Genomic DNA, 25,420 nt, shown 5'->3' on the forward strand with positions numbered 1-25,420 from the left:
GGTTTTATTTAGTCTAAAAAAGATTCAATTACAGCCCAAAGTTCATCAACGCCTGTTTTCTTTTCCCCTGAAAAAGGAATTAAAACATCTTCCGGTCCAAGACCGAATGTTTTTCGTATTACTGCTAAATGCTTGGGTATTTGACTTCGATTTAATTTATCTGACTTTGTAGCCGCAATAACAATGTCATATCCATAATGTTTTAACCATTCATACATAATAACATCGTTCTTACCTGGTTCATGACGAATATCGATTAAAAGAATAATTGCCTTCAACTCTTCTCTCTTTTCCAAATACTCCTCAATCATTTGTCCCCATTTTGCAATTTCTGTTTTTGGGGCTTTGGCATAACCATAACCAGGTAAATCTACAACATACATCATATCGTTTACATCATAAAAATTAATTGTTCTTGTTTTGCCAGGCTGAGAACTTGTTCTGGCCAAAGCCTTACGTCCCAACATCGCATTGATTAATGTAGATTTGCCCACATTTGACTTGCCGGCAAAAGCAATTTCCGTCTTTCCATCAACAGGATAGTGAGAAAAATTTGTTCCTATTGCCGCCAATGAAGTATTCTTTACTTCCATATGTCCGCTCCCTTCACCAATGCAACTTTCAGCACATCATCCATGGTCTTTGCTAATACAAATGCCATCCCGTCTTTGATTTCATCGCTGATTTCCAATAAATCCTTTTCATTTTCCCATGGCAAAACTACCGTTTTAATACCAACTCTTTTTGCCGCAAGCACTTTTTCTTGCAACCCACCAATGGGAAGAACCCTACCACGGATTGTAACCTCCCCCGTCATAGCCACATCATGATGCACCTTTTCTGCTGTTAATGCAGAAATTATGGCGGTGGCCATAGTAATCCCTGCAGAGGGTCCATCTTTAGGCGTTGCCCCTTCCGGGATATGTATATGAATATCCTTCATTTTATAAAAATCTGATGGAAGGCCAAATTTCTTTGCCTGAGAGCGAATATAACTTATGGCCGCCTCCGCCGACTCTGACATGACTTTGCCAACATTTCCCGTAAGCTTAAATTTACCATCGCCATCCATGGCATTCACCTCAATGGAGAGCGTAGTTCCTCCCACAGATGTCCATGCTAAGCCACGTACAATGCCCACTTGCGGCTCTTTATAAATGGAATCTTGAGAATATTTTCTTTTCCCAAGGATGCTTTCCAAGTTTTTTGCTGTAACGGTGGTTGTCTTTTTGTCACCACTTAGGATTGACTTCACTACCTTTCTGCAAACTTCACCAATCACACGTTCCAGCTGGCGAACGCCTGCTTCTCTTGTATAGCCATCAATCAATGCCTCAATGCCATCATCCCTAAGTTTCATTTGGGCAGCGGTTAGTCCATTGCGTTTGCGTTGCTTTCGTATCAAATGTTCCTTAGCGATATGTAATTTTTCTTGGGCTGTATAACTACCAAGGGAGATCACTTCCATTCTGTCTAAAAGTGGCTTAGGAATGGTTTCCAAACTATTTGCTGTACACATAAAAAGCACTTTAGATAAATCATAGGGCAACTCAATAAAATGATCCCGAAATGTACTGTTTTGTTCCCCATCTAAAACTTCAAGCAATGCCGCTGCGGGATCACCATTATGTGAAACGCCCAGCTTATCAATTTCATCCAATAACATCAAAGGATTTACCGTTCCCACCTGCTTCATTGCATTGATAATGCGACCCGGCATAGCCCCAATATATGTTTTTCTATGGCCCCTTATCTCAGCCTCATCCTTTACGCCGCCCAAAGACATCCTGATGTACTTTCGGTTTAACGCTTTGGCCACAGAGCGGGCAATAGAAGTCTTACCAACCCCCGGAGGTCCAACCAAGCAAAGAATGGTAGGTCTTTCTTCGGGAACATTCTGACGCACAGCCAAATATTCTAAAATACGTTCCTTAACCTTTTCCAAGCCGTAGTGTTCTTCATTTAATAACATTTCTGCACCAACCAAGTCAAAGTTTTCTTGGGTGGTTTCGTTCCAAGGCAACCCCAAAAGCGTCTCGATGTAATTTCTAGAGACATTTGATTCAGGGGAGGTCACAGGAATTTTTAACATTCGGTTGATTTCTTTTTCAATGGCTTGCTGCACCACTTCCGGAGGATTTTTCTCTGCTAACTGTTGGCGATATTTTTGGGCATCGGCTCCAACACCATCCTTATCTCCCAGTTCCTCTTGTATTACCTTTAGTTCCTCCCTTAGGTAATATTCTCTTTGGTTTTGCTCAATATGAGATTTGGTTTTTGCCTCAATCTCTTTTTTAATGGTTAGAATTTGTTTCTCATTTTGCATTACCTCCAAAACTGCTTCCAAACGCTCAAAAGGATTCATTACTTCTAAAATTTTTTGTTTGCGTTCAAAAGAAATTTCAAGCCCTGCCGCAATAAGGTCAGCTAATTTCCCTGGCTTTGTTGCTGCGATAACACTGCTTAATAGGTCTGCCGCTGTACCATTTGGTACATACTTGATATATTCTTCATAGCTTTCTGTCACTACACGCATATAAGCCTTTAAATAATCATCAGGCTCATCGATAAAGTCTTGCTCCAAGGATGTAATTTCTGCAAAATCAGTGGATGATTTCATCCATACTCCTTCTAACCTTCCTCGCTCTTGTCCCTCTACGATGACATGAGTAACATTTCCAGGAAGCTTTAACACCTGCTTAATGCTACATAAAGTACCAATTTCATATAAGTCTTTCTGTTCTGGGTCAGGAGTTGCAGGGTCAATCTGCGTCACCAAAAACACCTTCCCACCACTGCTTTCTGCTGCCGTTACCGCATCTAACGAGCGTTGCCTACTAACCGGGAAACTAATAGCCATACTAGGGAAAACTGTTAGCCCCCTAAGCGCGATCATCGGTACTTTGATCGTTTGCTTTTTCTCCATTCTTCCACCTCTATTTTCTATATTCAACAAAAATATATTATTTTAGAATATAAGCGGAGAACTAAATGAAAGCATACAGGCTTTGCTTTTTACTCTCATTAAAGTTCATTTCATATCTTAAACACAAAATGCTTTGTGCTCCAGTCATAGCATTTACATGTTCAAGGACACTGTCAATAATATCTAACAGACTAAAATAAAGTAAAAAAGAAGTCCTCTCGATTTAAAAAAACACTATATTTATGAGAGTTCAAAGAAAAAAATACTGCATTCACGGTTCTCCGCTAAAACTTTACATATTATACCCCAAATTAATCTTGCGGTCAAATCGGCAAGGAATATTCCCAAACTTCTACTATTAATCCCTTTCTTTGGCTGTTAATATACTGCTTTCATCAATAACAGTACGATCTCCGTCTTTTCTGAAAACCTGTTCCAAGAGGTCATCCACATTTTCCAAGGGTTCCACAGTAATACCAAGTTTGGTGTAAGCCTCCCTCCAATTCTCCTTGGGGATAAATGCCCATCTCACACCAGCTTCAACAGCTGCTGCCAATTTATCAGCCACCCCACCAACAGGTAATACCTGCCCCCGCAAACCAATTTCTCCAGTCAAGGCAATGTCACCATCTACTGCTACGCCTGTAAAAGCAGAGTATACAGCCAAAAACATAGCTATGCCTGCTGATGGACCATCCACAGGAGTTCCCCCTGGGAAATTAATATGCACCTGATATTCGTCTTTTATAAATCCGTATTTTTCTAAGACAGTCAAGACATTTTCTGCAGAGCTTCGTGCATTGCTTTTGCGTCGACTAGATCGTTGTCTTCCCTTTATTTCCTCTTCTTCTACAATGCCTGTTACTGTTAAAACACCCTTTGTCGATTTTTGTACCGTTGCCTCTACGGCTAATAGGGTACCGCCGCCACCGCCAGCAACTGCCATACCGTTTACCACACCAACCTGAGCTTTTTTACTAACTCTCCTACGCAAAATTGGTTGATACCTCCCTGTTTCGGCAACCCAATCTAAATCATCAAAAGTAATTTTTCGATTTCCTTCCATGGTAGCTAATGAAGTTAAGGATTGAACCATATTCACCGTATCTCTGCCCCCACGAGCATAACAGGCAATTCTTTCGCACAACCCCTCCTCGTAGGGAATATTGCCTCTATTCAAACTATTTCTAGCAATTTGTTCCACAGCTTTTTCATCTAAACCTTCAAAAAAAATTTCTGTGCAACGAGAACGTAGCGCAGGGGATATATCCGAAGGGTTCCTTGTGGTAGCTCCAATTAAACGGAAATCCGCAGGTATACCCTTTTGGAAGATTTCATGAATGTATGGCGGAGTATGTTTATTATCACGGTTATAGTAACTACTTTGAAACCGTGCAATTCTATCCTCTAAGACCTTTAAAAGCTTATTCATTTGAATAGGATGTAACTCCCCAATTTCATCAATGAATAAAACGCCACCATGGGCCTCACAAATGGCCCCTGGCCTTGGTTGTGGCACCCCAATTTGTCCAAATACGCCTGCCCCTTGATAAATTGGATCATGCACTGAACCCATAAGGGGGTCTGCAATATTTCTCTCATCAAATTGAAGGGTAGTTGCATCAATTTCTACAAACTTTGCCTTTTCGTCAAAAGGGCAGCACTCCTTATGTTTCGCTTCTTCCAATATTAGGCGCGCCGCCGCTGTTTTTCCTACCCCAGGAGGACCGTAGATTAATATATGCTGAGGGTTAGGCCCGCACAAAGCTGCCCTTAACGCCTTAATTGCTTTCTCCTGACCGATGATTTCTGATAAATCCCTAGGACGTGTTTGCTCAGACAAAGGCTCCGTCAACATCCGTTCTCTCATATTCTCGAGTGTTTCCATTTGCTTTAAGTTTTCGTCGGGGGAAAAACCACCTCCTACCAACTTCTTTTTGCTTTTCGTAAAAAAATAGTACGCACCCATACCAAAAAAAAGTAATTGTACTATTGTGAGTACATTCCATCCAGTCACAAGATCCTCTCCCTTTTTCATTTTTCTGGTATTAGTATCTCGAAAAAATAAAAATCTATCCATGAGAAACAAAAAACATCCTAATTTTATATTTCTTTCGTTGTATAAATTATGACTCAAAAATGCCAGCTTCTAAATGCTCCCCTTTTTAGGCTAACCTTTAAAACTATCCATGCATTAAATTATAGTGATTGTACGACAGAATGAACCATACTATTTTGCCATACTAATGTCTAAAATATTCTTTCAACGATTTGGGGTACACCTATCCCCTACATTCTAAGAAAATACCACTACATATAGTAATACTTTCGTGTTATGTATCTTCCGATGTATTCTTTTTTCTTGCAAAAAAATAACGAGTAGTAACTCTCAGTCACTACTCGCTCCTCATTTAATGTATATCTTTCTTTTATAAACATTGTCACATTCTAAAATTAGCTATTAAGTTTCATCTGTGCTATATGGTAACTGCATCCACTCCTCAAAATCAGGATGCTCAATATAATACTCATAAAATTTTTCTTCTGGATACATCCGTTGGTCCAACCTCACTGCTCTTACCAAACCAATACCAAATACAACAGTTAGGCCAATACATATCCCTAAATATATTAACCCAGCTTTGGCTAGGTTTCTTCTGTTTAGATTTCCATGCTTATCAAGAGCCCAAATGAAAAGGACAATAATGTTTACAACAGGAATTGCCAGTATTAACCCAATCAAAAGATAATCGCCCAAAGATAAGGGCGCATATAATCCACCTTTAGGAGGCTCAGTCTGTTTATGGGCTTGTATATTATTCTCTTCATTTTTTTTTAATAAAACGCCACAATTTATGCAATAAAGATCTTCATGTCCTACCTCTTGTCCACACTGATTACACTGTCTACTCATCCATTTCATCCTTCCAAGCAAATATATTCTTTTGTACTCAGTTTATCATATTTTACCGTTTTCGTCTTATACTTTTTCTTAATGTTACTATTGTAAACCATTTTTATAAATTTAGTTGACAAATTTCATTATTCCATTTACAATCCAAACAAAAAATAAAAAGGAGTTTACAATGAAAACAAAGGATTTAACCAAGATTGCCCTTATGACGGCTATCATTTGTATTTTGGCACCAATTAGCATTCCTATACCTGCTAGTCCAGTTGCTCTAACACTGTGCACCTTTGCCCTTTATTTATCTACTTATGTTTTAAGTCCAAAACAGGCAGTTGCTGCAACTGCATTATACATTTTAATAGGTGCTATCGGTATACCCGTTTTTTCCGGTTATACCGCCGGCCTCGCAAAATTTGCTGGGCCAGGAGGAGGCTATATCGTAGGGTATCTCTTTTTAGTTGCAATTAGCGCAACTTTTGTGCGCAAATATCCTAACTCCCCCTTTCTTCAAATGAGTGGGGCCCTCATTGGAACAATTGTTACTTACATCATAGGCACTTATTGGATGGCAACAGTCACCAATGCTAGTTTCCTAAACACATTACCCGCAGGAGCACTTATTTTTATTCCCTTAGATATTGTTAAAATCTTTATTTCTTGTGTTGTTGGCAGAAAAGTACAGCACTACCTTAGAACATAAGCTGATTTTAAATTGCAATTAGTTTAAGTTCAGAAAACCTTAAAAACTGAAAATTTTTAAGGTTTTTTTATTTGCTCATTTTTTCATTTTAATTTGTCTTTCAATTGAATTCCACATAGGCAATTCCATCTTTGTATGGTCCTAGCACTTTATTATTTAACTTCCATATCATGATATTGTAAAAACCAAAAGGAGGCTTTTCTTATGAAGGAAATGTGTAAACATTTTGTTTCCGATAACTGTTCCTGCGTTAAAGTCCAAATGCCCGATAATATGATTCCCGATTATAATATGCTCATCGAAGAATCCATGGAATTAGCCCAGGCTTATGTTCCACTCCAACCCTATACCGCCCCAATGGGCCAAACACAAAGTCTGGTTTGCGGCACCGTTTTTTCCGATTTAGTCGTGCCCTATTGTTCCGGTTGGCACCTATTTCAACTTGCAAAGGAGGTTTGAGCAATGACACGCAATGATATGCTTACTAAGCTGATGGAATTAGATTTTATTTCTCTGGACTTAGGACTTTTTTTGAATACTCATCCCGATAATACTGAAGCAATTGATACGTATAATCAGGTTATCACCGCAGCAGACGCTTTGCGTCTTAAATTCGAAGAGTCATATGGACCTTTATGCTCCTTCCGTAGTTATGCAACGGACACAAATCATTGGCAATGGCAAAATAACCCCTGGCCATGGCAAAAAGAAGCAAATGTTTCTTTTGCAGGAAAGGAGTGTATGTAAATGTGGATTTATGAAAAGAAATTACAGTTTCCCATTAACATTAAAAAACCTGATGCACGTTTAGCCAAAATTATGTTGGAGCAGTATGGCGGTCCCGATGGTGAATTGGGTGCTTCCTTGCGGTATCTTAGCCAAAAATTCACCATGGTTACGCCCGAAGCTAAAGCTACGTTAAACGATATTGCAACGGAAGAGTTTGCTCACTCAGAAATGATGGCAACAATCTTCCATCAATTAACCCAGGGCCTAACAAAAGAGCAAATTATCAACTCAGGCCTAGATGCATACTATGTAAATCATGGTTTGGGTGTTTATCCCGTGTCTGCTGCAGGGGTTCCCTTTAGTGCTTGTGCATTCCAGTCAAAAGGGGATCCAATTACTGACCTTTATGAAGATATGGCAGCTGAACAAAAAGCGCGTAGCACCTATGAATACTTGATTGACCTAACAGATGATCCCGACGTATTGGCACCTTTACGCTTCCTGCGCGAAAGAGAAGTTGTTCACTTCCAGCGTTTTGGTGAAGCATTAGATATTGCCAGAGATTATTTGAATCAGCAACATTATTTCTTTATGAATAAATATGGCTGTGACGATTAAAATTGGTTAAAAATCCTTTTATATAACTCTGCTCATTCCCAAAAAACACTAAAATTCAAACTAACACCATCGCATATTCTAATCATAAAACCAAAAAAGGTATCCCCCACATTTGAGGATACCTTTTTACATACATTTAATTTTTTCTCATATTTACCGATGCATTTTTAAACTTATCATGTACTGCAACCATAGCAGTATCAATATCTTTTTCAGAAATCAAAACAGTAATTTTAATTTCTGATGTCGATATCATCTGAATATTAACCCCTGCATCATACATTGCTTCAAAGAACATCGCAGCTACACCAGGGTTGGATGCCATACCAGCACCCACGATGGATAGTTTTGCAACACTATCATCATGTTGGATTGTTTCAGCTGTCAATCTTACTTTGTTTTCCTCCAAAGCTTTTAATGCGATATCTAAATCATCCTTGCCTATGGTGAAGGAAATATCTTGTTTACCATCACGTCCAGTTGATTGTAAAATAATGTCCACACTTACTTTTTCTCTTGCCATTAAAGTAAATACTTCAAAAGCCTTACCAGGCTCGTCTTTAATACCCATGATAGAAATTCGGGATACATTTTTATCTGCTGCTACACCGCTAATCAGCATTCTTTCCATCTTACATTCCTCCTTCACCTCTGTACCTTCTGCATCTGTCATACTGGAAAGCACTGATAACTTTACATTATATTTCTTCGCAACTTCAACAGAACGGCAGTGCAAAACCTTCGCCCCCAAAGAAGCCAATTCCAACATTTCATCGTAGCTAATTTCATCCAGTTTTTGGGCATCCTTCACAACTCTTGGATCCGCCGTATAAACACCGTCAACGTCAGTGTAAATTTGACATACATCAGCATTTAATGCTGCAGCCAATGCCACCGCAGAGGTATCAGAGCCACCTCTGCCCAATGTAGTTACATCCCCATGAGAATTAACCCCCTGAAATCCTGTAACAAGCACAATATTTCCTCTTTCCAATTCATTTTCAATACGCTCTGTTTGAATCTTACGAATTCTCGCATTGCTATATGTATTTGTTGTTTCGATACCTACTTGAACGCCATTCAAGGAAATTGCTCTGCCTCCCAGGGCGTTGATTGCCATTGCCATAAGAGCAACAGATTGCTGCTCGCCTGTAACTAAAAGCATATCCATCTCCCTACGGCTTGCTTTAGGGTTAATCTCTTTCGCTTTTGCAATTAATCCATCAGTTGTTTTTCCCTGGGCAGATAAAACTACAACTACATCATTGCCTTCCTCTTTTGCTTTCATAATTCTTCTGGCAACATTAAAGACTCTTTCTGCGTTGGCAACAGAACTGCCACCATATTTTTGCACAATTAACATCGTTCTTTCCTCCTGTTATTCCGTCTCGACCTTTGCACCTTCCAAGTCTGCCTTAAGCAGTGTTAGCTGCCAGTTGTCAGGAAGGGTCTGTAAATAGTCGGACATATCTTTCTGGAACTGCTGTGCCTGCTCCTTTTTCACCATAGCCATTAGCGTCGAACCAGCACCGCTTAAATAGCAAGCCAGTGCGCCATAGTTTTTTGCCTGTTGAAAAATTTCTTCCATATTTGGAATCAATCTACTTCTAAAAGGTTGGTGAATTTTATCTTCCATGGCCATAGGTAGATTTTCATATTTACCACTTAAAATGGATGCTACCAAAAGAGCACCTCTAGAGACGTTAAATACAACTTCTCCCCGAGAATATCCCTCGGGCAATACCCCTCTAGACGCTGCTGTAGAAACAGGAAAATCAGGAACCATTGTGGCAAACACTAAATCCTCTGGCAAATCAAGGCGCACATGCTGCATTTTCATATCATCCAATGCGCCAACAACCATGCTACCAAAAATAGCAGGGTTAGAGTTATCAGGATGCCCCTCAAGCTTTGCAGCCATCTGAGCCAGCTCCTCTTTATCGCAAGGTTTTCCAGCTAATTCGTTGGCTGCAATCAAGCCCCCAACTATACAAGCCGCACTACTGCCCAATCCCCTTACCATAGGAATATAATCCTCCTGAATCAGGTGCACTCCAGGCATCGTTAAACCCTTTTGATCATAAAAATATTTCATCGTTTGATAAATTAGGTTGCTTTCATCTGTAGGGATTTCTATTTCTTGTTTTCGTTTTACCTCAATGATTAATCCAGATGATATTTTTTCAACCCAAAGATGATTATATAATTCCAATGCAACACCGATGCAATCAAAACCTGGCCCCATATTAGCCGATGTAGCAGGAATCTGAATATGTATCATAATGCTTTCCTCCACTTCTTACAACTTAAAGTATATGGTTCTACGCTAAAAAAAACACAGTTTTATTTCAACAGAAGCGTTTTAGACAAAACAAAGCTCCTCCAAGAGGAGCCTTAAAAATCAATACAATTGATTCGTCTTGGTTCAAGTTTATTCTCTACCAATAATTTTAAGTGACTGAACCCCTTGCAACCCTTCGATACGGTTAATCAGACGGCTAAAATCACCTTGCATGGCATTTGTTTCTATGGTTATGGTAACATTTGCAATCCCATTGATTGGAATTGTTTGGTTAATGGTCAAAATATTTGCCCCTTCTGTGGCTATACTATTTAAAACAGCAGACAAAAGCCCAGGGGTGTTATCCAAATTGGTAGAAATGGTAACCGTTTTTCCTCTTGTATTTTCATAAAGTGGGTGGACAGCATCTCTATACTTATAAAACGCACTGCGGCTAATTCCAACTTTATTTACAGCATCTTGAACTGTTTTTTCTTTCTTGCTTTCTAGAAGATTTTTAACTTCCATTACCTTTAAAAATATCTCTGGTAATACACTTTTATCCACAATAAAAAAATTCTTATCTTCCTTCACTTTTACTCCTCCTGTTTTTTTACCAAAAACATTTGTTTTCAATACAAGGAATATAACACAAATTATATTTCTTTTCAACATCTATACTTTAAAATTTTACAAAGTTTTTGGAAATCTGTCTTTTGCACAAAAACAAATCAATCTCTGTATCCATACAGTACAAATTGCTAAAGGTTTTTCACCTTTTATTGTTTCATTTTAAGGTTATATCTGATACAATTAACTTTAGTATCTTTCTCATTATATTTGTAGTTTCATAGAAAGACAATACTTGATACAAAGATTTTCACATCCCCATTTTTAGCAGTTTTATGGTGATTTTACCAAGTTTCTATATGAATACAAATAGATATGAATCAAGACTTATTTATTCTTTGTATCACTAAAAGCGTATTTCTACGTATTTCTAATAGATAAATTCTAAAATTTTTAAAGATTTTAAACCCCAAATTTATGAATTATTATGTAAATTATTGTTAAAGATACGTTTTGAATATACATAAAGCGAATCGTATTTTTAGTAATTATTAAAGAATCTAAACAAATCCCCTAAAAGGAGCTTTTGAATGAATCAAAAACAAACTACCCAGCCACGGCATATTGAATTGCTGAGCTTGTTTTTAAATGGCTACACAGGCATGTGTGCCCATATGGACTTAACCTGCCAAAAAGGGTTGAAAGAAGCGGCCCCTTTGGTATTCTCTAAATGGTACTACACTGCAATTGCGGCAGATACATTATTATCCCCAGCAAATATTATTGCTCAGGATCTGAACAGCAAGAATGAGGATAAAGAATACCAATATACCCTCCAGTTAGACCCCCTTGAGCAAGATTTAAATAAAAGCGAGTTCATGCTACTTTCTTACTCACTGGAAAGTCATCCCCTTGTGGATGATTTGCGCAAAATTACAAACTTCTGTGTCCCTGCATGTAAAATGGATGAAAATCTATTTTTTATGGAGGAAGACAAAAACACATTGCTAAAAGAGCTTTCTCATAAACATGAGTTTTATTTGGAATACTTAACCCGACTAGCATGGTGGATGGGGCTATTTGTCTATATGCCTGCAATCCATACAAAAAAGGTGCAACGTGCCCCTTATTGTGATACACTCTTTGCCCAAAGCACAGAATTCATCTTAAAAACAGCGGCAGAGGCGGCCTGCGAGTTAGCAGCAGAGCGATTTTCCTTTTCCATGGATTTGGAACAAGGCATTGCAACCCCCTCCTTCTTTCTGAAGTGCCTTGTGGCTCCCGCAGAAACAGACCAAATCTTCATTGATTTTTATAAACGGGTTGACGTAGACATCGAAGACATTTGGCAAACACAGCCCAATGATCTAACAGAGGATGATAAAGCCATTATCTCCTCATTTCTATTTACAGGCATCATGTTAGATAAATGGTTCATTTCTCCCATGAGTAGCTTTTTTGGTCTTATTAGGCCAATTTCTTTTACACCAATTAAGTATTTTAGCCTTGTAAATAACCTGTCTGCACTACTCATTATGGAACATAATATTGGGGCAGAAATATTCACCCCACCTAGTTATTATACCCTCACTTCTTTGGGTCAATCCCTTTTTGGCGATGGAACCGAGGAAGAAGAAAAATATAAAATGCCTAATAAGCTCTCTTATGATCAAATTTTAGAGGCATTAGACAGGGAAATTGAGATCACCCGTTTTGAAGAAGTGTTTTATATGGGTGCAGAAAAGGATATTCTTTCTATTCACGCCTCAAGAAAAGATCAACCTGAGTTCTGGAAAATCATAGAAGTTGGAATTACCACCCCTTTAGATGAGTTTTGTCGTGATTTATGTGCCGCCTTCTGTATGGATGACACTTCTGATTACGTACTAACTATTCTTGATGAAAACAACTTCCCTTTGGAATACTCTCCTGTGGGATCGAAAAAAAGCATCAACAAAACTGGGGATAAAACCATTGAACACCTATGGTTGGAAAAAGGAGATATTTTCTCCCTTGCCACTTCGAAAACAAACCAGCTTACACTGGAAGTCTTGGAAGTCACAGGAGGTGACCCCTTTATTCTATATCCCCGTGTAAAGGCACAAAGTCCGGCTGTAACAGAATTGGAAAAATTTGATGAGATTTTTTAAATAAGAAGGAGCGTATGGTGATGCAGTTAGTTCATCAGCATGGCGGCGATTTAGACGCTATTGAAAGAAATTATGGAATCCCCAAAAACGAAATCAAAGATTTTAGTGGAAATATCAATCCCCTAGGTTTTCCCAAAGCAGCCGAAAAAGCTTTGGCTGAAAATCTGGGCATTATATCCACCTATCCTGATAAGAAATACACCTCCTTACGTCAGGCCATTGCCAAGTATACAGGGGCCGCGGCTGAGCATATTGTTGTAGGTAACGGTTCAACTGAGCTGATTTCAACTTTTATCCAGACAGTTCATGCACGTCAAAGTATTATCGTTGGACCATCCTACTCAGAGTATGAGCGGGAAGTGACCCTTTGTGGCGGTGCTTTTTCATACTTTCCGTTAAAAGAGGAGGAGGACTTCTGTATTGATTTGCCTGCATTGCTAAATGCTCTAACAAAAGACGTAGGTATGCTGGTTATTTGTAATCCAAACAATCCTACCGGCTCTGCCTTCACATCTTCCCAATTAGAAGAAATTTTGCATCACTGCAAAAACATAGGCGCTTCTGTTATGGTAGATGAAACTTATATCGAATTTTCAGATAACTTAAATGCTATCTGTGCCATTCCTTTGGCCTCAAAGTTTGATAACTTATTTGTGGTGCGTGGCACTTCAAAATTTTTTGCTGCCCCGGGGATTCGTTTGGGCTATGGCGTTTCTTCCAATCAAAACTTCTTGGATCGCTTAAAAACAAACCAAGATCCTTGGAGTGTAAATAGCCTAGCGGCCTTTGCAGGTGAAAAAATGTTTGCAGACACAGAATATCATACCACTACACAAAAACTAATCTCCGATCAGCGAAAAAAGGCCTTTCAAGAATTATCAACTTGGAAAAACATAAAAGCCTTTCCATCCTCAGCAAATTTTATATTGTTAAAACTTCTAACGGATAAAATAACAGCTGCAGAGCTATTTGAAATTTTAATTCAAAAGAAAATGTTGATTCGAGATGCATCCAGTTTTACATTTTTAAATGATAAATTTTTACGATTTTGTATTCTTTCACCGGAAGATAATGCTGCCTTACTAAAAGAGCTCAAACTACTGATAGAGTAAAAAACTGACATCATTTTTTTCCCCATTCACGCACATATTACTTTCAAAACCCAAAGGTTTTGAGGTGATTAATTTGAAACAATCAATCAGCCGCAATGAACTTTGCGGCTATTTAAATCTATTACGAGAAACAATGACCGACGGTAGAAATTTTCCACCTTCTCATATTCGTTTTTTTGATAGTCGTAGCTTCTATTATTATTTTTCAAAACGCCCTTGTGGTGATGTAACAGTTGAAGAAATACTAATAGAGATGGAAAACTGTATTCCCTTGGCCATAACAGAAGAAAGTCTTCAACTTTTTTTGTCCGCTTATAAAAAAGATGATTGTCCATATCTTGCCCACTCTTTTCTAGAAAGCAGTAAGGCTGATTTTCTCCTTTTGGTTCGTCATGCAGCCAAGGATGACGGAAAATGGCAAGCTGTGATGTCTCTGTGTGAAGGACTAAGACAAAAAAATCTTTCTTAAAACCCATGAGAGGAGCACCCTTTGTGGCAACGTATCCTTACAAAAGCCTAAATGAATATTACCGAAGCCTGTTCGGAAAAAAAACTGCTAAAATTTCTCTGGATGGCGGTTTTACGTGCCCAAACAGAGATGGTACCCTATCCACCGGTGGCTGCATTTTTTGCAGCGTCGGTGGTTCAGGGGACTTTGCAGAAGATGCCGCCTTGTCCATAGCCAAGCAAATTGAAAAAGGCAAACTGCAAACGCAGAAAAAATGGCCTGATGCCTGTTATATTGCCTACTTTCAGGCCTTTACCAACACATATGCTCCTGTTGAGGTTTTGCGTGCTAAATACCTAGAGGCTTTAGCCCAACCCCAAGTGGAGGGGATTTCTATCGCCACCCGAGCAGATTGCTTAGGAGAAGACGTTCTAATCCTACTAAAAGACATATGTGAAAAAACAAAAATTTGGGTAGAGTTAGGTCTTCAAACAGCCAATGAACATACCGCAGTCAATATTCGCCGTGGCTATTCAAATGACGTTTTTATCAAAGCCGTTGAGGATCTACACCAACTTCAAATTCCCGTGATTGCCCATGTTATTTTAGGCTTGCCTGGTGAAACGAAAGAAGATATGATAAAAACCATTCAATTTATTAACTGCCTACCCGTTCATGGCATTAAACTGCAGCTAATGCATGTTCTTGTAGACACTGATTTAGCAAACCTATATCAGGACGGTAGTTATATCCCTTTAGAAAAAGAGGAATATCTAAACATTTTATGTGAATGTATTTCTCATCTACGCCCAGATATAGTCATCCACCGTCTAACCGGCGATGGTGATAAACATAAACTGTTAGCACCTTTATGGAGCTTACATAAGCGAGATGTGCTAAATTGTCTCCATCAGATGTTAAAAAAAAATAGGATTCATCAAGGCGATTCCTATTATACTTAAAATTCCCTCTGTTTTTTTCTTGAATTTTATGTTAGAATATAAATTATTTTGAAAGGAGAGCTTGACTGTGGCTGATCCCATTCGACAATTAGCAGAACATAAATTGATTATATTGCACCTCGTGCAAAAAATGGGGATCTCCCTTTCTAATAGTGAAATCTGCCAGTTCTTGTTGAACAAAGAGTATATGGATTATTTCTCCGTTCAACAATATCTTGCAGAATTAGTAGATGCAGGATGGTTGGAAAAATCAAAAGAACACAATAACACTCGATATACCCTTACTGATGAAGGTGAGGAAGTGATTAATTATTTCCAAAACCACGTCAAAGAGAGTGTAAAAGAGGATATTAGTATCTATGTTAAAGAAAATAGCAAGCGTATCCGTGCTGAATATGCAGTAACCGCAAACTACTTTCCCGAGTTCAATGGTGATTTTCTTGTAAAGTGTGGGCTTTGTGACGACGATGGTGCGCCCCTAATGGAACTCAGTGTTTCCGTTGTCTCAAAACAACAAGCGCAGCAAATTTGTAGAAATTGGCGCAAAAATGTGAGCCATCTCTACGGTTCCTTCTTAACTGCTTTGGTTGTAAGTGATGATGAAATTCCCATTGAATTTAAAGCAAGATCAGAAAATTTTCCTGAGCCAACCTCTGAAGATTGCAAATTAACCTAATACATAATGAAGTTAATTTTTTTTGCGGCTATTTATATTTAAAATAAATTGCCGCTTTTTAAATTGTTTAACAAGATGACATGAACTCTTAATTTGATCACGCCAATAGCTCAAAGCTTTTGGAATATATTTATAGATCTTCACAAACCGCAAGAAGGACAACTAATGTTGTAACAACCTCCTATTTTCAAAAAAAAGAGGCTCATCCTGCATTGCAAGAGAACCTCTTTTTAATTTTAATGATTATTTATCAAACCGTGCTTCTAGGCGGTAAATAGGCATGCCCTGAGCAGAAAATTTTTCTTCATACTCCGTCATAATATTACCTTCATATTCACTATTGTGTAAATCCAATGAAATGTTTGATAACTTCCAATTATCTGCACAAAATTCATTAAGGGAAAATTCAAATAAATTGCGATTATCCGTCTTAAAAAACACCTCCGCATGATCCCCCATGTTATTACGATAGCTTTCTAAAAACCCTCGATAAGTCAGTCTTCGTTTGTACATCCTCTTTTTAGGCCAAGGGTCAGAAAAATTCAAATAAAGTCTTTGAAACTCCCCAACCTCAAATAAATCCGAAAGATTTGCGGCATTTTCCCAAATCAATGCTAGATTCGGCAGATCCTCATCCGTTCTTCTTGCAGCAAGAGCAATTACCGATTGTTGTCTTTCAATACCAACGAAGTTTATTTCGGGGTATGCCTGGGCATTTTTTGTTATAAATCCCCCTTTGCCACATCCGACTTCCACATAAATGGGATTGTCATTGCCAAAAAACTCTGACCATTTTCCTTTTCTTGTAGTAGCATCCTGAATAACTCTGCTATTATTTTCAAGTTCTTCTTCAGCCCAAGGCTTTTTTCTGATTCTCATAACAATCTCCTTTAATCAAACAAAATCTTATAAAGCTATATTGTACAACTAAAATCTACTCTAAGCAACTCTAAAACATCAAACAAGTTTGGTAAAAAACCGAATATATTACAATTTCTTTAAACCTCAAGTCAGGTTAAAAAATCTATTTTAGGAACTTTTGACATTAAACAAAACTGCGGCCATAGTTTTTGCGAAGATTCCTGATAACATAAGCTTATTTTTCATTGCGATTAAGAGTTCTGTACCAACATAAATTATTAAACTTGTTCAAAAAAATATTCTTAAAGTGTATGAAAAAAGGGAATCGTCTAGATCATTCAATTATGGAGCATGCCTTTGTCTTGTCCAAATCGGAGTGGTTTATCTAAGAAAATTTAGTAACTAGATAGATTGAAAGATTCAAAGAAAAAATTTAAATTATTAAATACCTACAGAAACCACTAAAAGAAAAAAGACTGAACCCTGTAATATACAGGATTCAATCCTTATTTGTAGCTTCATTGAATTTTGTCTAACATTATGGGGTCAGATCATTTAGGAGTTTTTTCATTCTCTCTGGGTCGTGATTTGGACAATAAAAATCCCCTCTTGTGTGTGGTTAAACGAATTAGTTCAGATCATACATAAACCGTATTTTATCTTTAAATGAGTTACATTAAACATTTGGATTATTGAAACTTGGGGGATTTGCCTTTGTATCACCAAATGCATTACTTGGAGACGGGCTTGAAAGATCGAAATAAATCCTAGAATCTTTTGTAACTCCAAAATCCTTGTTCGAACCAGTATCCTGAACCTTATTAAATGCTTCTCTAAATAAAGCATTATGAGCTTCTTCTCGATTTAAGAGAAAATCTATGGTATCCTTTACTTTTTTATCATCGATCTGTCGATAAAGGTACTGATACACAACCTTTGCCCTCTGTTCAGAAGCAATGTTAGAAAGTAAATCGGCACATAAGTCACCGGTTACTGTAACATAGTCCCCTGTCCATGAGTATCCAGAAGAATTAATTAGTCCAGGGTTAAGGCCTAAAATAACATGGCTCTGAATTTCCCCTGCCCCAACTGCAGATGCATCTACATCATGTCCATTTAACAGGTTAATGGTTTGGGCTACCATCTCCATATGACTTAGTTCTTCCGCTGCAATATCTAAAAATAAATCTTTAATCTGTTGGTCTTTAATGCGAAAGCTTTGAGACATATATTGCATAGCAGCCTTAAGCTCTCCATTTCCACCACCTAATTGCTCCTGCATTAAAACAGCATATTGAGGGTTAGGCCTTTCTACACTAACTGGATGAAATAACTGTTTTTCATGTTTAAACATATAATATACACTCCCTTCGTTCATGTATTATTCCTTACATTAACGAATACTATTCTCAATAAATCGACTTACAACTTGTCCATGGTTACAAAAACGATAATGTCCCTTAGGTTTGTGTCAATTTGCGTCAAGTTGTGTAAATTTATGTCATTTTTTATCCCATATAAATGAATCATTTTAGACCTCTATTCCAGATACCATGTCCAAAATGGAGAAACACAATGGAAGTATACTCTCCTGTAACCCATCAAATGATGAAAAAGGCGGCTGTAAAACCAAAGAAATTTTCACACTGATTTTCTACGAAATCCTAAAATTCTTTGATTTTACGCCGCCCAAAAAGCTTTTTATAACCCATTCTATAGTTATCACACTATGGAATTTGTCTAGTGTAAATCCCTATTTTTTTGTCATAACCCAATAACCCAAGTCATCGTTTTTCATTTTTCTAAACTCACCAAACCCTAGTTCCTGCGCCCTCTGTTGGTTATCAGACGAATCCGTACCAGGAATGCCAATAGAATAACCCTCAGCCTCAGGTTTCCAAATAAAATGATGATACTTTCTCATGGGCATCAGGAAGAAATAATCTTTAAGCCAAGAAAGTGGAATACCCTCTAAAAGCATCGTCTCTTCTAGTGTGATTAGCTTCCATGGTAAATCCTCATCCTCAAAGGGAAATATCTCTTTGTTTTCCTTTAGCATGACATACTCCTCGGGTATGCTCATGGACTCTGTTTGGATTTCTTCCTCCTGTTGCTCCTGGTTCTCCATGGTGTCCTCAGGCACTACCATCTCTGTTTCTTCCATTTCCTCATTCCCATCTGCCATTATTTCTTCCGCAGATTTTAAGTCAATTGTCTCTGTCACAACTCCATTTTGTAGATTTCTTCTTCCAGCCCGTTCGATGCGTTCCATATCTTTTTCGGTGAAAACCCCTGTATCTTGCAGTTCTTCTAACTCTTGTCGGAATTTTTCCAGCAGCCCTCTAAAACTACCATGATAGTTTTCTGCCTTTGTTTCTATAGGTTTTCTTTTCTCTTCTTTTTCTTCGTCTTTTTTCCAATTTATTTTAGGGAATTCAAAAGAAGCCTTATCTAAAGCAGGTGCCTCAGCTGCAACCAAGGTTACTTCTTGGGTTGTCTCTACAGCTGGGATTTCCACTTTTTTAATCACTTCCTTTTGTACTGAAATCTTACTTGTGTTCTTTTTAAAGTATGTACGCCATTCAACCTTACTACCAAAATATGCCGTGAGAGGAACAGAAAATCCTCCGTCAGCCTCTGCCAAAATGGCAACGGTATTAAGGTTCTCAACAACTACACCCTTTCCTTCTAAATTATCAGGGTTAAAATCCCACTTCAGCTCACAATGACCAGCAGTATCTGGTTTCAAAACACCGCAAAAAAAGTTTTTTTGCATTTCACCTTCGCCTGCAATTGCATATACTGCATATTTACCGCGGTGGATGGGGCGCAAACTTTGTACTGTCAAAGTGATTCTTCCCATTCCATTTTTAATTTCCATCACACAACTGCCCCAAGGCGCTCTTTGCCCTAAGCTGTAACCTGCCGTCTCTTGTCTAAGCATCAAAAATACCTTGTCATATCTTCTATTATACATACTCGGCCTCTCCCCTTCATTTCGCTCTTGTCCATCGCTATAACTTATGCGCAAAATCAAAGAAAAATTCCAATATATAAAAAAAGCATCCATTTTGGATGCTTAGTTGTTGTCTTTAGGCTTGCCATAAAGGGCAAGAGATGTATTTTTGTAACGGCGATCATAGGAAATATCAGTACCAAACCATTCTGGCACAACAAATCCATTTGCGTCTTCCATGGTTTCAAACTCAACTTCTGTTGTAAATAAGCCTTCTAATGATCCCTCATATACATCTAGCTCTGCTGTGTAACCACTTTGAAGTGGGATGAGGTAGCGTCTTTTCCGAACCTCATTCCCCTCAATTTTCATATACAAACGCTCATATTCTTGCTGACTGATTGCTATTTCAAACTCCTCTCTTATCATATACCCTTTACCTTTCACCGTCAAAAAATATTTGTCATTACTTTGACGTATACGAATGGTTGGCTGAAAAGATATATAGGATTGAACAATTTGTTTGCAAACAAACCCTTCGAGCGCAAAAGGAATTTTCTTTGTCAAAAACTTTCTTTCAATCTCCAAAGCTCCACCTCCAATTTTTCCTCAGAACAATACCTTGATTTCATGCTGTCAAGGGGATTCTTGATAATTCGTAGCTTTTAGAATATAATAAACCTTATAAACTTTTATACAGAAGCAAAGAAAAACAACATCAGGAGGCTTAACTCATGAAAACGGTTTATATTTTCCTTGCAGAAGGATTTGAAGAAATTGAAGCTATAACCCCCCTAGATTTACTGCGTCGCGTTGGCATAGATGCAAAATTTGTATCTATTGGAAAAACTTTGCAGGTTCAAGGGGCACACGATATCCTTTTTATTGCAGATATCCTATTTGATGAACTACCCACTACCATGGCTGACGGTATTGTCTTGCCTGGTGGAATGCCCGGCACCCTAAACCTTTTAGACCATAAGGGCCTGTGCACACTGATTCAAGAATATTATAATGCACAAAAGTATGTTTGTGCAATCTGTGCTGCACCGCTAATTCTAGGTACATTAAATCTCCTTGCAGGAAAAACGGCAACGATATATCCGGGCATGGAAAATAAGCTAACTGGCGCAATGCCCTCGGTTAGCCCTGTTTGTGCTGACGGAACAATTATCACTTCTCGGGGTCCTGGCACAGCAATCCCTTTTGCTCTAAAATTAGTTGAGATTTTTGCAGGTAAAGAAGTAGCCGAACGCCTTACAGCCGATATTGTCTATCAGAAATAAAAATTTCCCCAAAAAGAAGGGGTAGTTCCGCGGAGGAAAAACGATCTTTCCCAATTTTTTCGGCAGCTACCTCTACATCCTTTGGTGCTAAATCATATATGTATGAAATCTCCTGTAATGTGTATGTGTTAGACATCCCACAGGAAACTTCCCGCCGGAACATCTTACAAAAGGGGGAAGGTGCAATTTGCATGAGGTGCAAAAAAGTACCTTTCGTGATAATGGCAAGTTTTTCTTGCTCTAACATTTTTGTAAGCTCTGGTGCAGTTAAGCATAATAGCTCTGCAACCTGCCCCATCTCATAGGGCTGTGGTTCAGATTTTAAAAATATATCAATAGCCTCAATCCTAGGCTGAATCTCCCTTTTATAAAATTCTAAAAAAGTCTGCATATATATCCTCTCCCCTAAGTATTCTTTCTTCATTGTAACAGGATGATAGCTCCTAATGCCACAGGGAATGGATGGAAGTGAGGCAAACGATGAATGCAATTCAAAAATACTTTAAGTATCGCCAAAACCTGATTGACCAATACATGAAAGGGGACATGACCAAAAGGGAATATCTCCAGAAAAATTATGAAGCAGTTGTGTACGGTGGCATTGGCCCATTTAGCAATATGGATTCCATTGAAAAAGCACTGTTTAACTATCAGTATTATAACGCCTTAGCCAAAGAACAAAAATCCATTAGTACCACAAAAGACATGGATTACGAACTGAAAAGGGACTACTTGAATCAAAGTAATTACTATTATAACAAAAAAGATAAAGCAACGTTAGCAGTTTTGAAAATGTTGGACTACCAAGGGATTGAAGCCTACTTTGTTAAAGTTCATAGTAAATACCTAAAAGGAAAGCTCTTTGAAATTGTTATTGACTACGAGGGTGTTATTTTGCACTCAACGAGTTCTCTTATTCTCAAATGTTTACGGGAAGAAGGGGTGTTTTATGAGGAAAGTCGTAAGTCGCTCATTGACGAATATGTGAATCATAGATATTAATTCTATTTATAAACTACGCGTAGAAATTCCTTAACTTTTTTCTATGTCCTCACAAACAGGTCTGTTCCTTTATAAGTAGATCATAGAATTTGTAAATATAAAAAAGGGTTCTGTTTGTTTTAACAGGAACCCAATTGCCCAGAATAAAAAGTAAAGGCAGGTATCCCATTTTTGATACCCGCCTTTCGTTTGTATAACTTCCATAAACAATACTGTATGTACAAAATAATCTTGAAATAAGGTTTATATAGCCACGCCCTTTTTTCTTTTCCGCCCCTTCATCAGAACAAACCAACCTTGGAAATATACCGATCAATTAGCTGTAACTTGGCTTCTGTGGAGTATCCCATCTTCCTACTAATAAAGGAGCATAACAGCTCCATTGTAAACAAAACAGAGACATATGAGTTGAAAAACGTGTTGCTATCCACACTGACTGTCAACAACTGCGTTGAATACTGAGCCAAAGGTGAGCTTGCCTTATCTGTAATCAGTATAATCTTTGCCCCTGAGTCATATGCCATCTGTGCCGCCAACAAATCCATTTCCGAATATCTGGGAAAACTAACTGCAATAATGCAATCATTTTCAGTAATATCACATAAATGGTCAATTACATTTAAAGCAGGATGGGATGTTTCATACACATCAGGCAATAAATGTTTTAACAACAACAGCATCATATCACCAATACAGGTGTTTGCCCTTGATGTTACAATGAACTTTCTTTTGCTGCCTGCAATCAACCCCGCTGCTCGCTCAAAAGCTAATGTATCATTATGATTGATACAATATTTCATATTTTGCAGAACATTGGAAAAATAGCTCTCAACGATGTCGCTCTGGCCTAACTTGCCAATAGACAACTTTAATCTTTCAGACGGAATTGTAATATTGTCTGAAACACTATTAATTCTTTCAGTATAAGTTTTTCTGATGCTTTTTTGAAAATCCATAAACCCTGAATATCCTAAAGTACGTGTAAAACGAATTACTGATGAATCACTAACGTGCAATCTTTTCGCAATTTCTGTGGAGGTGATAAAACAAGACTCTGCAAAATTGTCTAAAATGAATTCTGCAATTAATTTTTCTTTTTTTGTTAGCTTCACGCCCATTAACTGGGCTCTTAACTCCTCTGTCAAACCATTCACCCTTTCGCATATAAAAAATGATATATGAATCCGTATATAATTACCAATTTGATTACCAATAACAATATAAAAAAGTATATATATTCCTATTATTACATTATAACCATAAAGGACAATCAATTTCAACCGAAAAACAACAAAAGGGTTGAAAAGAAAAGATTAAGAATTTTTTCACGACTTTGTTGTTGTTTAAAAAATGATAATAGTATATAATATAGTCTCAAAGTAGCAAAAAAATCAGCATGGGGCGCTTCCCATGCTCTTTTCAGGAGGAATTCAATTGGCTGAGACGATTGCAACCTGGTTTGTAACAAACCTACAAGATTCAATGGCAAGGGAAATCATTGTTTTTATTGTTTCGATGCTACCAATTTTAGAACTAAGAGGCGGCATTATTGCTGGCTTTGCCATGCAAATGCAATGGCTGCCAACTTTTATGATTGCTTTTATCGGCAACTTGGTTCCAATTCCATTTATCTTGCTTTTTATCCGCTATATTTTTAGAATATTGAAAAACACACCTTTGCGTTCCTTTGTGGAATGGTGCGAAAACAAAGCGGAGAAAAAAAGCGACCAGATACGTAAATATGCATATTGGGGCGTGTTCCTTTTTGTGGCTATTCCCCTGCCAGGAACAGGCGCTTGGATGGGTGCTTTAATCAGTGTTTTATTAAACATGGACTCTAAAAAAACATTTCCTGTTATTGTGCTTGGCGTATTAACTGCTGGTATTATTGTATCTATTCTGTCCTTCGGTTTATTAGGCAGTTTAGGTTTTGGCGCGTAAAGGAGAACACATATGGCAGAACGCATTTCTACCCCTTCAAAAACCAAACAAATTATCGAGGAAAATGGCTTTTTCTTTAAAAAGAACTTTGGGCAGAATTTTCTGATTGATACAAATATTTTAGACAACATCGCTCTTTGTGCAGGTATCACAAAGGATGATTGTGTGTTAGAGGTTGGCCCAGGAATAGGTTCTTTGACTCAAGTGCTAGCTGAAAATGCACGAGAAGTTGTTGCTGTTGAAATAGACAATACCCTAATCCCCATCCTGAAACGAACTCTGAAGGACTACAACAATGTGGAGATTTTAAACCAAGATATTTTAAAGACCGACATTAATAAAATAATCCAAGAAAAAAATGAAGGTAAATCTATTAAAGTTGTTGCAAATCTACCCTATTATATCACCACTCCCATTATTATGGATTTATTGGAAAAAGAACGTAAGATTGACACCATCACCGTAATGGTTCAAAAGGAAGTTGCCGAACGTATGCAGGCAGGCCCAAGGGAAAAAGAGTATGGTGCGTTGTCTATAGCTGTTCAATATTACTGTGACGCTAATTTAGATATGATTGTGCAGCCCTCTTGCTTCATGCCTAGACCCAAAGTTGCATCGGCGGTTATTACCCTTAAAGTTTTGCCAGAGCGAAAAGTAAAAACAAAAGACGAGTCTTTATTCTTCCATTTGGTAAAATGCGCCTTTGGACAGCGTAGGAAAACACTGCTTAACAGCCTAAATAATCAGGGGAAACTCAACCTATCAAAAGAAGAATTAACTGCAATCATTACTTCTTTAGGCTGGGATGAACGCATTCGAGGAGAAGCCCTAGGAATATATGAGTTTGCAGCTTTAACAGATGCTGTTTTCGACAAAATACACGGCTAATTCGGTTATAACTATAAAAACTGGCTATGACAAAACAAATTATGTTTTGCCTTAGCCAGTTTTTTGGGCTCATTTTGCAAAAAAACTAACTTGTTATGTCAGATTTTGAGTCAAAATTGCAACAAAAATTATTTTTCAGTCCTAATTTCCAATTAGGGTATGTATGTATAAAAATACTCCAAAATTCACCAATATTTTTGCTATTCTACAAAAATTAGAACAAAATCAAGAAGAATGCAGAAGGATAAGGGAAAATTACGTTAAAAATATATCAGGATTTGATTTGTCAAAACTTACAATTTACTTAAACCATTTGGGTGTTATCTTTATTAACGAAGTTTTTTTCCTTTAAATTCTAAGGAAAATGAAAAACTCGACAAGAAAAAAATCGTATTTTCCACCA

26 protein-coding genes are annotated in these 25,420 nt (G+C 37.8%); 13 read left to right on the forward strand and 13 right to left on the reverse strand.

Going from position 1 to position 25,420, the window contains the following annotated elements; genetic code table 11:
• Positions 1 to 8: 8 nt before the first annotated feature.
• The 4 genes from yihA to ABVZ64_RS08330 form a co-directional block, all read right to left on the reverse strand.
• Complete coding sequence (gene yihA / locus ABVZ64_RS08315; RefSeq protein WP_352400548.1) at positions 9 to 593, reverse strand: ribosome biogenesis GTP-binding protein YihA/YsxC; 585 nt, start codon at positions 591 to 593, stop codon at positions 9 to 11.
• The gene (gene lon / locus ABVZ64_RS08320; protein ID WP_352400549.1) at positions 584 to 2,926 is read right to left on the reverse strand and encodes an endopeptidase La; all 2,343 of its coding nucleotides are present in this window, start codon (positions 2,924 to 2,926) and stop codon (positions 584 to 586) included. Before lon ends, yihA begins: the two co-directional genes overlap by 10 nt.
• A gap of 358 nt (positions 2,927 to 3,284) precedes the next feature.
• Positions 3,285 to 4,943: a S16 family serine protease gene (locus tag ABVZ64_RS08325; protein ID WP_352400550.1), complete on the reverse strand. Its 1,659-nt coding sequence runs from the start codon at positions 4,941 to 4,943 to the stop codon at positions 3,285 to 3,287.
• Positions 4,944 to 5,387: 444 nt separating this feature from the next.
• Positions 5,388 to 5,840 carry a hypothetical protein gene (locus tag ABVZ64_RS08330; protein WP_352400551.1) on the reverse strand — a complete coding sequence of 151 codons (453 nt, stop codon included), beginning with the start codon at positions 5,838 to 5,840 and terminating at the stop codon, positions 5,388 to 5,390.
• A 172-nt stretch (positions 5,841 to 6,012) separates the two neighbouring features.
• Between ABVZ64_RS08330 and ABVZ64_RS08335 the strand changes: the two genes are divergently transcribed.
• From ABVZ64_RS08335 to ABVZ64_RS08350, 4 genes are all read left to right on the forward strand, one after another.
• A complete protein-coding gene (locus tag ABVZ64_RS08335) occupies positions 6,013 to 6,537 on the forward strand; it encodes a biotin transporter BioY (protein WP_352400552.1) in 525 nt (174 codons plus the stop codon).
• Positions 6,538 to 6,741: 204 nt separating this feature from the next.
• Complete coding sequence (locus ABVZ64_RS08340; RefSeq protein WP_352400553.1) at positions 6,742 to 6,996, forward strand: spore coat associated protein CotJA; 255 nt, start codon at positions 6,742 to 6,744, stop codon at positions 6,994 to 6,996.
• Positions 6,997 to 6,999: 3 nt separating this feature from the next.
• A complete protein-coding gene (locus ABVZ64_RS08345) occupies positions 7,000 to 7,284 on the forward strand; it encodes a spore coat protein CotJB (RefSeq protein ID WP_352400554.1) in 285 nt (94 codons plus the stop codon).
• The gene (locus ABVZ64_RS08350) at positions 7,285 to 7,884 is read left to right on the forward strand and encodes a manganese catalase family protein (protein WP_352400555.1); all 600 of its coding nucleotides are present in this window, start codon (positions 7,285 to 7,287) and stop codon (positions 7,882 to 7,884) included. It begins immediately after the preceding gene.
• 136 nt (positions 7,885 to 8,020) lie between these two features.
• On the opposite strand, the gene ABVZ64_RS08355 is transcribed toward ABVZ64_RS08350, so the two are convergent.
• The 3 genes from ABVZ64_RS08355 to ABVZ64_RS08365 form a co-directional block, all read right to left on the reverse strand.
• On the reverse strand, positions 8,021 to 9,247 hold the full coding sequence (locus ABVZ64_RS08355; RefSeq protein WP_352400556.1) for an aspartate kinase: 1,227 nt from the start codon (positions 9,245 to 9,247) through the stop codon (positions 8,021 to 8,023).
• A 15-nt stretch (positions 9,248 to 9,262) separates the two neighbouring features.
• On the reverse strand, positions 9,263 to 10,165 hold the full coding sequence (thrB, locus tag ABVZ64_RS08360) for a homoserine kinase (RefSeq protein WP_352400557.1): 903 nt from the start codon (positions 10,163 to 10,165) through the stop codon (positions 9,263 to 9,265).
• Between the two features lie 150 nt (positions 10,166 to 10,315).
• Positions 10,316 to 10,759 (reverse strand): ACT domain-containing protein, encoded by a 444-nt coding sequence (locus ABVZ64_RS08365; RefSeq protein ID WP_313529447.1) that lies wholly within the window; start codon positions 10,757 to 10,759, stop codon positions 10,316 to 10,318.
• A gap of 566 nt (positions 10,760 to 11,325) precedes the next feature.
• Between ABVZ64_RS08365 and ABVZ64_RS08370 the strand changes: the two genes are divergently transcribed.
• From ABVZ64_RS08370 to ABVZ64_RS08390, 5 genes are all read left to right on the forward strand, one after another.
• Positions 11,326 to 12,885, forward strand: a complete 1,560-nt coding sequence (locus tag ABVZ64_RS08370) for a hypothetical protein (RefSeq protein ID WP_352400558.1) — start codon at positions 11,326 to 11,328, stop codon at positions 12,883 to 12,885.
• Positions 12,886 to 12,899: 14 nt separating this feature from the next.
• Entirely contained in the window at positions 12,900 to 13,997 is a 1,098-nt protein-coding gene (locus tag ABVZ64_RS08375; protein WP_352400559.1) for a pyridoxal phosphate-dependent aminotransferase, read from the forward strand.
• A gap of 73 nt (positions 13,998 to 14,070) precedes the next feature.
• Positions 14,071 to 14,466 (forward strand): hypothetical protein, encoded by a 396-nt coding sequence (locus ABVZ64_RS08380; RefSeq protein WP_352400560.1) that lies wholly within the window; start codon positions 14,071 to 14,073, stop codon positions 14,464 to 14,466.
• A 23-nt stretch (positions 14,467 to 14,489) separates the two neighbouring features.
• Entirely contained in the window at positions 14,490 to 15,407 is a 918-nt protein-coding gene (gene mnmL / locus ABVZ64_RS08385) for a tRNA modification radical SAM protein MnmL/YtqA (RefSeq protein WP_352400561.1), read from the forward strand.
• 67 nt (positions 15,408 to 15,474) lie between these two features.
• Positions 15,475 to 16,083 carry a DUF4364 family protein gene (locus ABVZ64_RS08390; protein WP_352400562.1) on the forward strand — a complete coding sequence of 203 codons (609 nt, stop codon included), beginning with the start codon at positions 15,475 to 15,477 and terminating at the stop codon, positions 16,081 to 16,083.
• A gap of 243 nt (positions 16,084 to 16,326) precedes the next feature.
• Here ABVZ64_RS08390 and trmB read toward each other — a convergent pair whose 3' ends face one another.
• From trmB to ABVZ64_RS08410, 4 genes are all read right to left on the reverse strand, one after another.
• Positions 16,327 to 16,962 (reverse strand): tRNA (guanosine(46)-N7)-methyltransferase TrmB, encoded by a 636-nt coding sequence (trmB, locus tag ABVZ64_RS08395; protein ID WP_352400563.1) that lies wholly within the window; start codon positions 16,960 to 16,962, stop codon positions 16,327 to 16,329.
• A 658-nt stretch (positions 16,963 to 17,620) separates the two neighbouring features.
• A complete protein-coding gene (locus tag ABVZ64_RS08400; protein WP_352400564.1) occupies positions 17,621 to 18,298 on the reverse strand; it encodes a manganese catalase family protein in 678 nt (225 codons plus the stop codon).
• 399 nt (positions 18,299 to 18,697) lie between these two features.
• Positions 18,698 to 19,921, reverse strand: a complete 1,224-nt coding sequence (locus ABVZ64_RS08405) for a DUF7922 domain-containing protein (protein WP_352400565.1) — start codon at positions 19,919 to 19,921, stop codon at positions 18,698 to 18,700.
• 102 nt (positions 19,922 to 20,023) lie between these two features.
• Positions 20,024 to 20,488 (reverse strand): CYTH domain-containing protein, encoded by a 465-nt coding sequence (locus ABVZ64_RS08410; protein WP_352400566.1) that lies wholly within the window; start codon positions 20,486 to 20,488, stop codon positions 20,024 to 20,026.
• A gap of 146 nt (positions 20,489 to 20,634) precedes the next feature.
• Here ABVZ64_RS08410 and ABVZ64_RS08415 point away from each other — a divergent pair, with 146 nt between their 5' ends.
• A complete protein-coding gene (locus tag ABVZ64_RS08415; protein WP_352400567.1) occupies positions 20,635 to 21,186 on the forward strand; it encodes a DJ-1 family glyoxalase III in 552 nt (183 codons plus the stop codon).
• Here ABVZ64_RS08415 and ABVZ64_RS08420 read toward each other — a convergent pair.
• Positions 21,158 to 21,577 carry a hypothetical protein gene (locus ABVZ64_RS08420; protein WP_352400568.1) on the reverse strand — a complete coding sequence of 140 codons (420 nt, stop codon included), beginning with the start codon at positions 21,575 to 21,577 and terminating at the stop codon, positions 21,158 to 21,160. The genes ABVZ64_RS08415 and ABVZ64_RS08420 overlap by 29 nt on opposite strands.
• Before the next feature lie 89 nt (positions 21,578 to 21,666).
• Between ABVZ64_RS08420 and ABVZ64_RS08425 the strand changes: the two genes are divergently transcribed.
• On the forward strand, positions 21,667 to 22,188 hold the full coding sequence (locus tag ABVZ64_RS08425; RefSeq protein ID WP_352400569.1) for a DUF6648 family protein: 522 nt from the start codon (positions 21,667 to 21,669) through the stop codon (positions 22,186 to 22,188).
• A 281-nt stretch (positions 22,189 to 22,469) separates the two neighbouring features.
• Here the strand turns inward: ABVZ64_RS08425 and ABVZ64_RS08430 are convergent, their stop codons facing one another.
• On the reverse strand, positions 22,470 to 23,333 hold the full coding sequence (locus ABVZ64_RS08430; protein ID WP_352400570.1) for a MurR/RpiR family transcriptional regulator: 864 nt from the start codon (positions 23,331 to 23,333) through the stop codon (positions 22,470 to 22,472).
• A 289-nt stretch (positions 23,334 to 23,622) separates the two neighbouring features.
• Here ABVZ64_RS08430 and ABVZ64_RS08435 point away from each other — a divergent pair, with 289 nt between their 5' ends.
• Entirely contained in the window at positions 23,623 to 24,129 is a 507-nt protein-coding gene (locus tag ABVZ64_RS08435) for a COG2426 family protein (protein ID WP_352400571.1), read from the forward strand.
• A 12-nt stretch (positions 24,130 to 24,141) separates the two neighbouring features.
• Positions 24,142 to 25,017: a 16S rRNA (adenine(1518)-N(6)/adenine(1519)-N(6))-dimethyltransferase RsmA gene (gene rsmA, locus ABVZ64_RS08440; protein WP_352400572.1), complete on the forward strand. Its 876-nt coding sequence runs from the start codon at positions 24,142 to 24,144 to the stop codon at positions 25,015 to 25,017.
• Positions 25,018 to 25,420: the final 403 nt, after the last annotated feature.

The sequence above is a fragment of the Anaerotignum sp. genome (assembly GCF_040307045.1).
In the GTDB taxonomy this organism is placed as follows: Bacteria; Bacillota; Clostridia; order Lachnospirales; family Anaerotignaceae; genus Chakrabartyella.

What these genes read in the sequence shown, in the direction of transcription:
- yihA (WP_352400548.1), bottom strand. Translation starts at nt 593, where the DNA reads ATGGAAGTAAAGAATACTTCATTGGCGGCAATAGGAACAAATTTTTCT.
- lon (WP_352400549.1), bottom strand. Translation starts at nt 2,926, where the DNA reads ATGGAGAAAAAGCAAACGATCAAAGTACCGATGATCGCGCTTAGGGGG.
- ABVZ64_RS08330 (WP_352400551.1), bottom strand. Translation starts at nt 5,840, where the DNA reads ATGAGTAGACAGTGTAATCAGTGTGGACAAGAGGTAGGACATGAAGAT.
- ABVZ64_RS08335 (WP_352400552.1), top strand. Translation starts at nt 6,013, where the DNA reads ATGAAAACAAAGGATTTAACCAAGATTGCCCTTATGACGGCTATCATT.
- ABVZ64_RS08340 (WP_352400553.1), top strand. Translation starts at nt 6,742, where the DNA reads ATGAAGGAAATGTGTAAACATTTTGTTTCCGATAACTGTTCCTGCGTT.
- ABVZ64_RS08345 (WP_352400554.1), top strand. Translation starts at nt 7,000, where the DNA reads ATGACACGCAATGATATGCTTACTAAGCTGATGGAATTAGATTTTATT.
- ABVZ64_RS08350 (WP_352400555.1), top strand. Translation starts at nt 7,285, where the DNA reads ATGTGGATTTATGAAAAGAAATTACAGTTTCCCATTAACATTAAAAAA.
- ABVZ64_RS08355 (WP_352400556.1), bottom strand. Translation starts at nt 9,247, where the DNA reads ATGTTAATTGTGCAAAAATATGGTGGCAGTTCTGTTGCCAACGCAGAA.
- thrB (WP_352400557.1), bottom strand. Translation starts at nt 10,165, where the DNA reads ATGATACATATTCAGATTCCTGCTACATCGGCTAATATGGGGCCAGGT.
- ABVZ64_RS08370 (WP_352400558.1), top strand. Translation starts at nt 11,326, where the DNA reads ATGAATCAAAAACAAACTACCCAGCCACGGCATATTGAATTGCTGAGC.
- ABVZ64_RS08375 (WP_352400559.1), top strand. Translation starts at nt 12,900, where the DNA reads ATGGTGATGCAGTTAGTTCATCAGCATGGCGGCGATTTAGACGCTATT.
- trmB (WP_352400563.1), bottom strand. Translation starts at nt 16,962, where the DNA reads ATGAGAATCAGAAAAAAGCCTTGGGCTGAAGAAGAACTTGAAAATAAT.
- ABVZ64_RS08400 (WP_352400564.1), bottom strand. Translation starts at nt 18,298, where the DNA reads ATGTTTAAACATGAAAAACAGTTATTTCATCCAGTTAGTGTAGAAAGG.
- ABVZ64_RS08405 (WP_352400565.1), bottom strand. Translation starts at nt 19,921, where the DNA reads ATGTATAATAGAAGATATGACAAGGTATTTTTGATGCTTAGACAAGAG.
- ABVZ64_RS08415 (WP_352400567.1), top strand. Translation starts at nt 20,635, where the DNA reads ATGAAAACGGTTTATATTTTCCTTGCAGAAGGATTTGAAGAAATTGAA.
- ABVZ64_RS08420 (WP_352400568.1), bottom strand. Translation starts at nt 21,577, where the DNA reads ATGCAGACTTTTTTAGAATTTTATAAAAGGGAGATTCAGCCTAGGATT.
- ABVZ64_RS08425 (WP_352400569.1), top strand. Translation starts at nt 21,667, where the DNA reads ATGAATGCAATTCAAAAATACTTTAAGTATCGCCAAAACCTGATTGAC.
- rsmA (WP_352400572.1), top strand. Translation starts at nt 24,142, where the DNA reads ATGGCAGAACGCATTTCTACCCCTTCAAAAACCAAACAAATTATCGAG.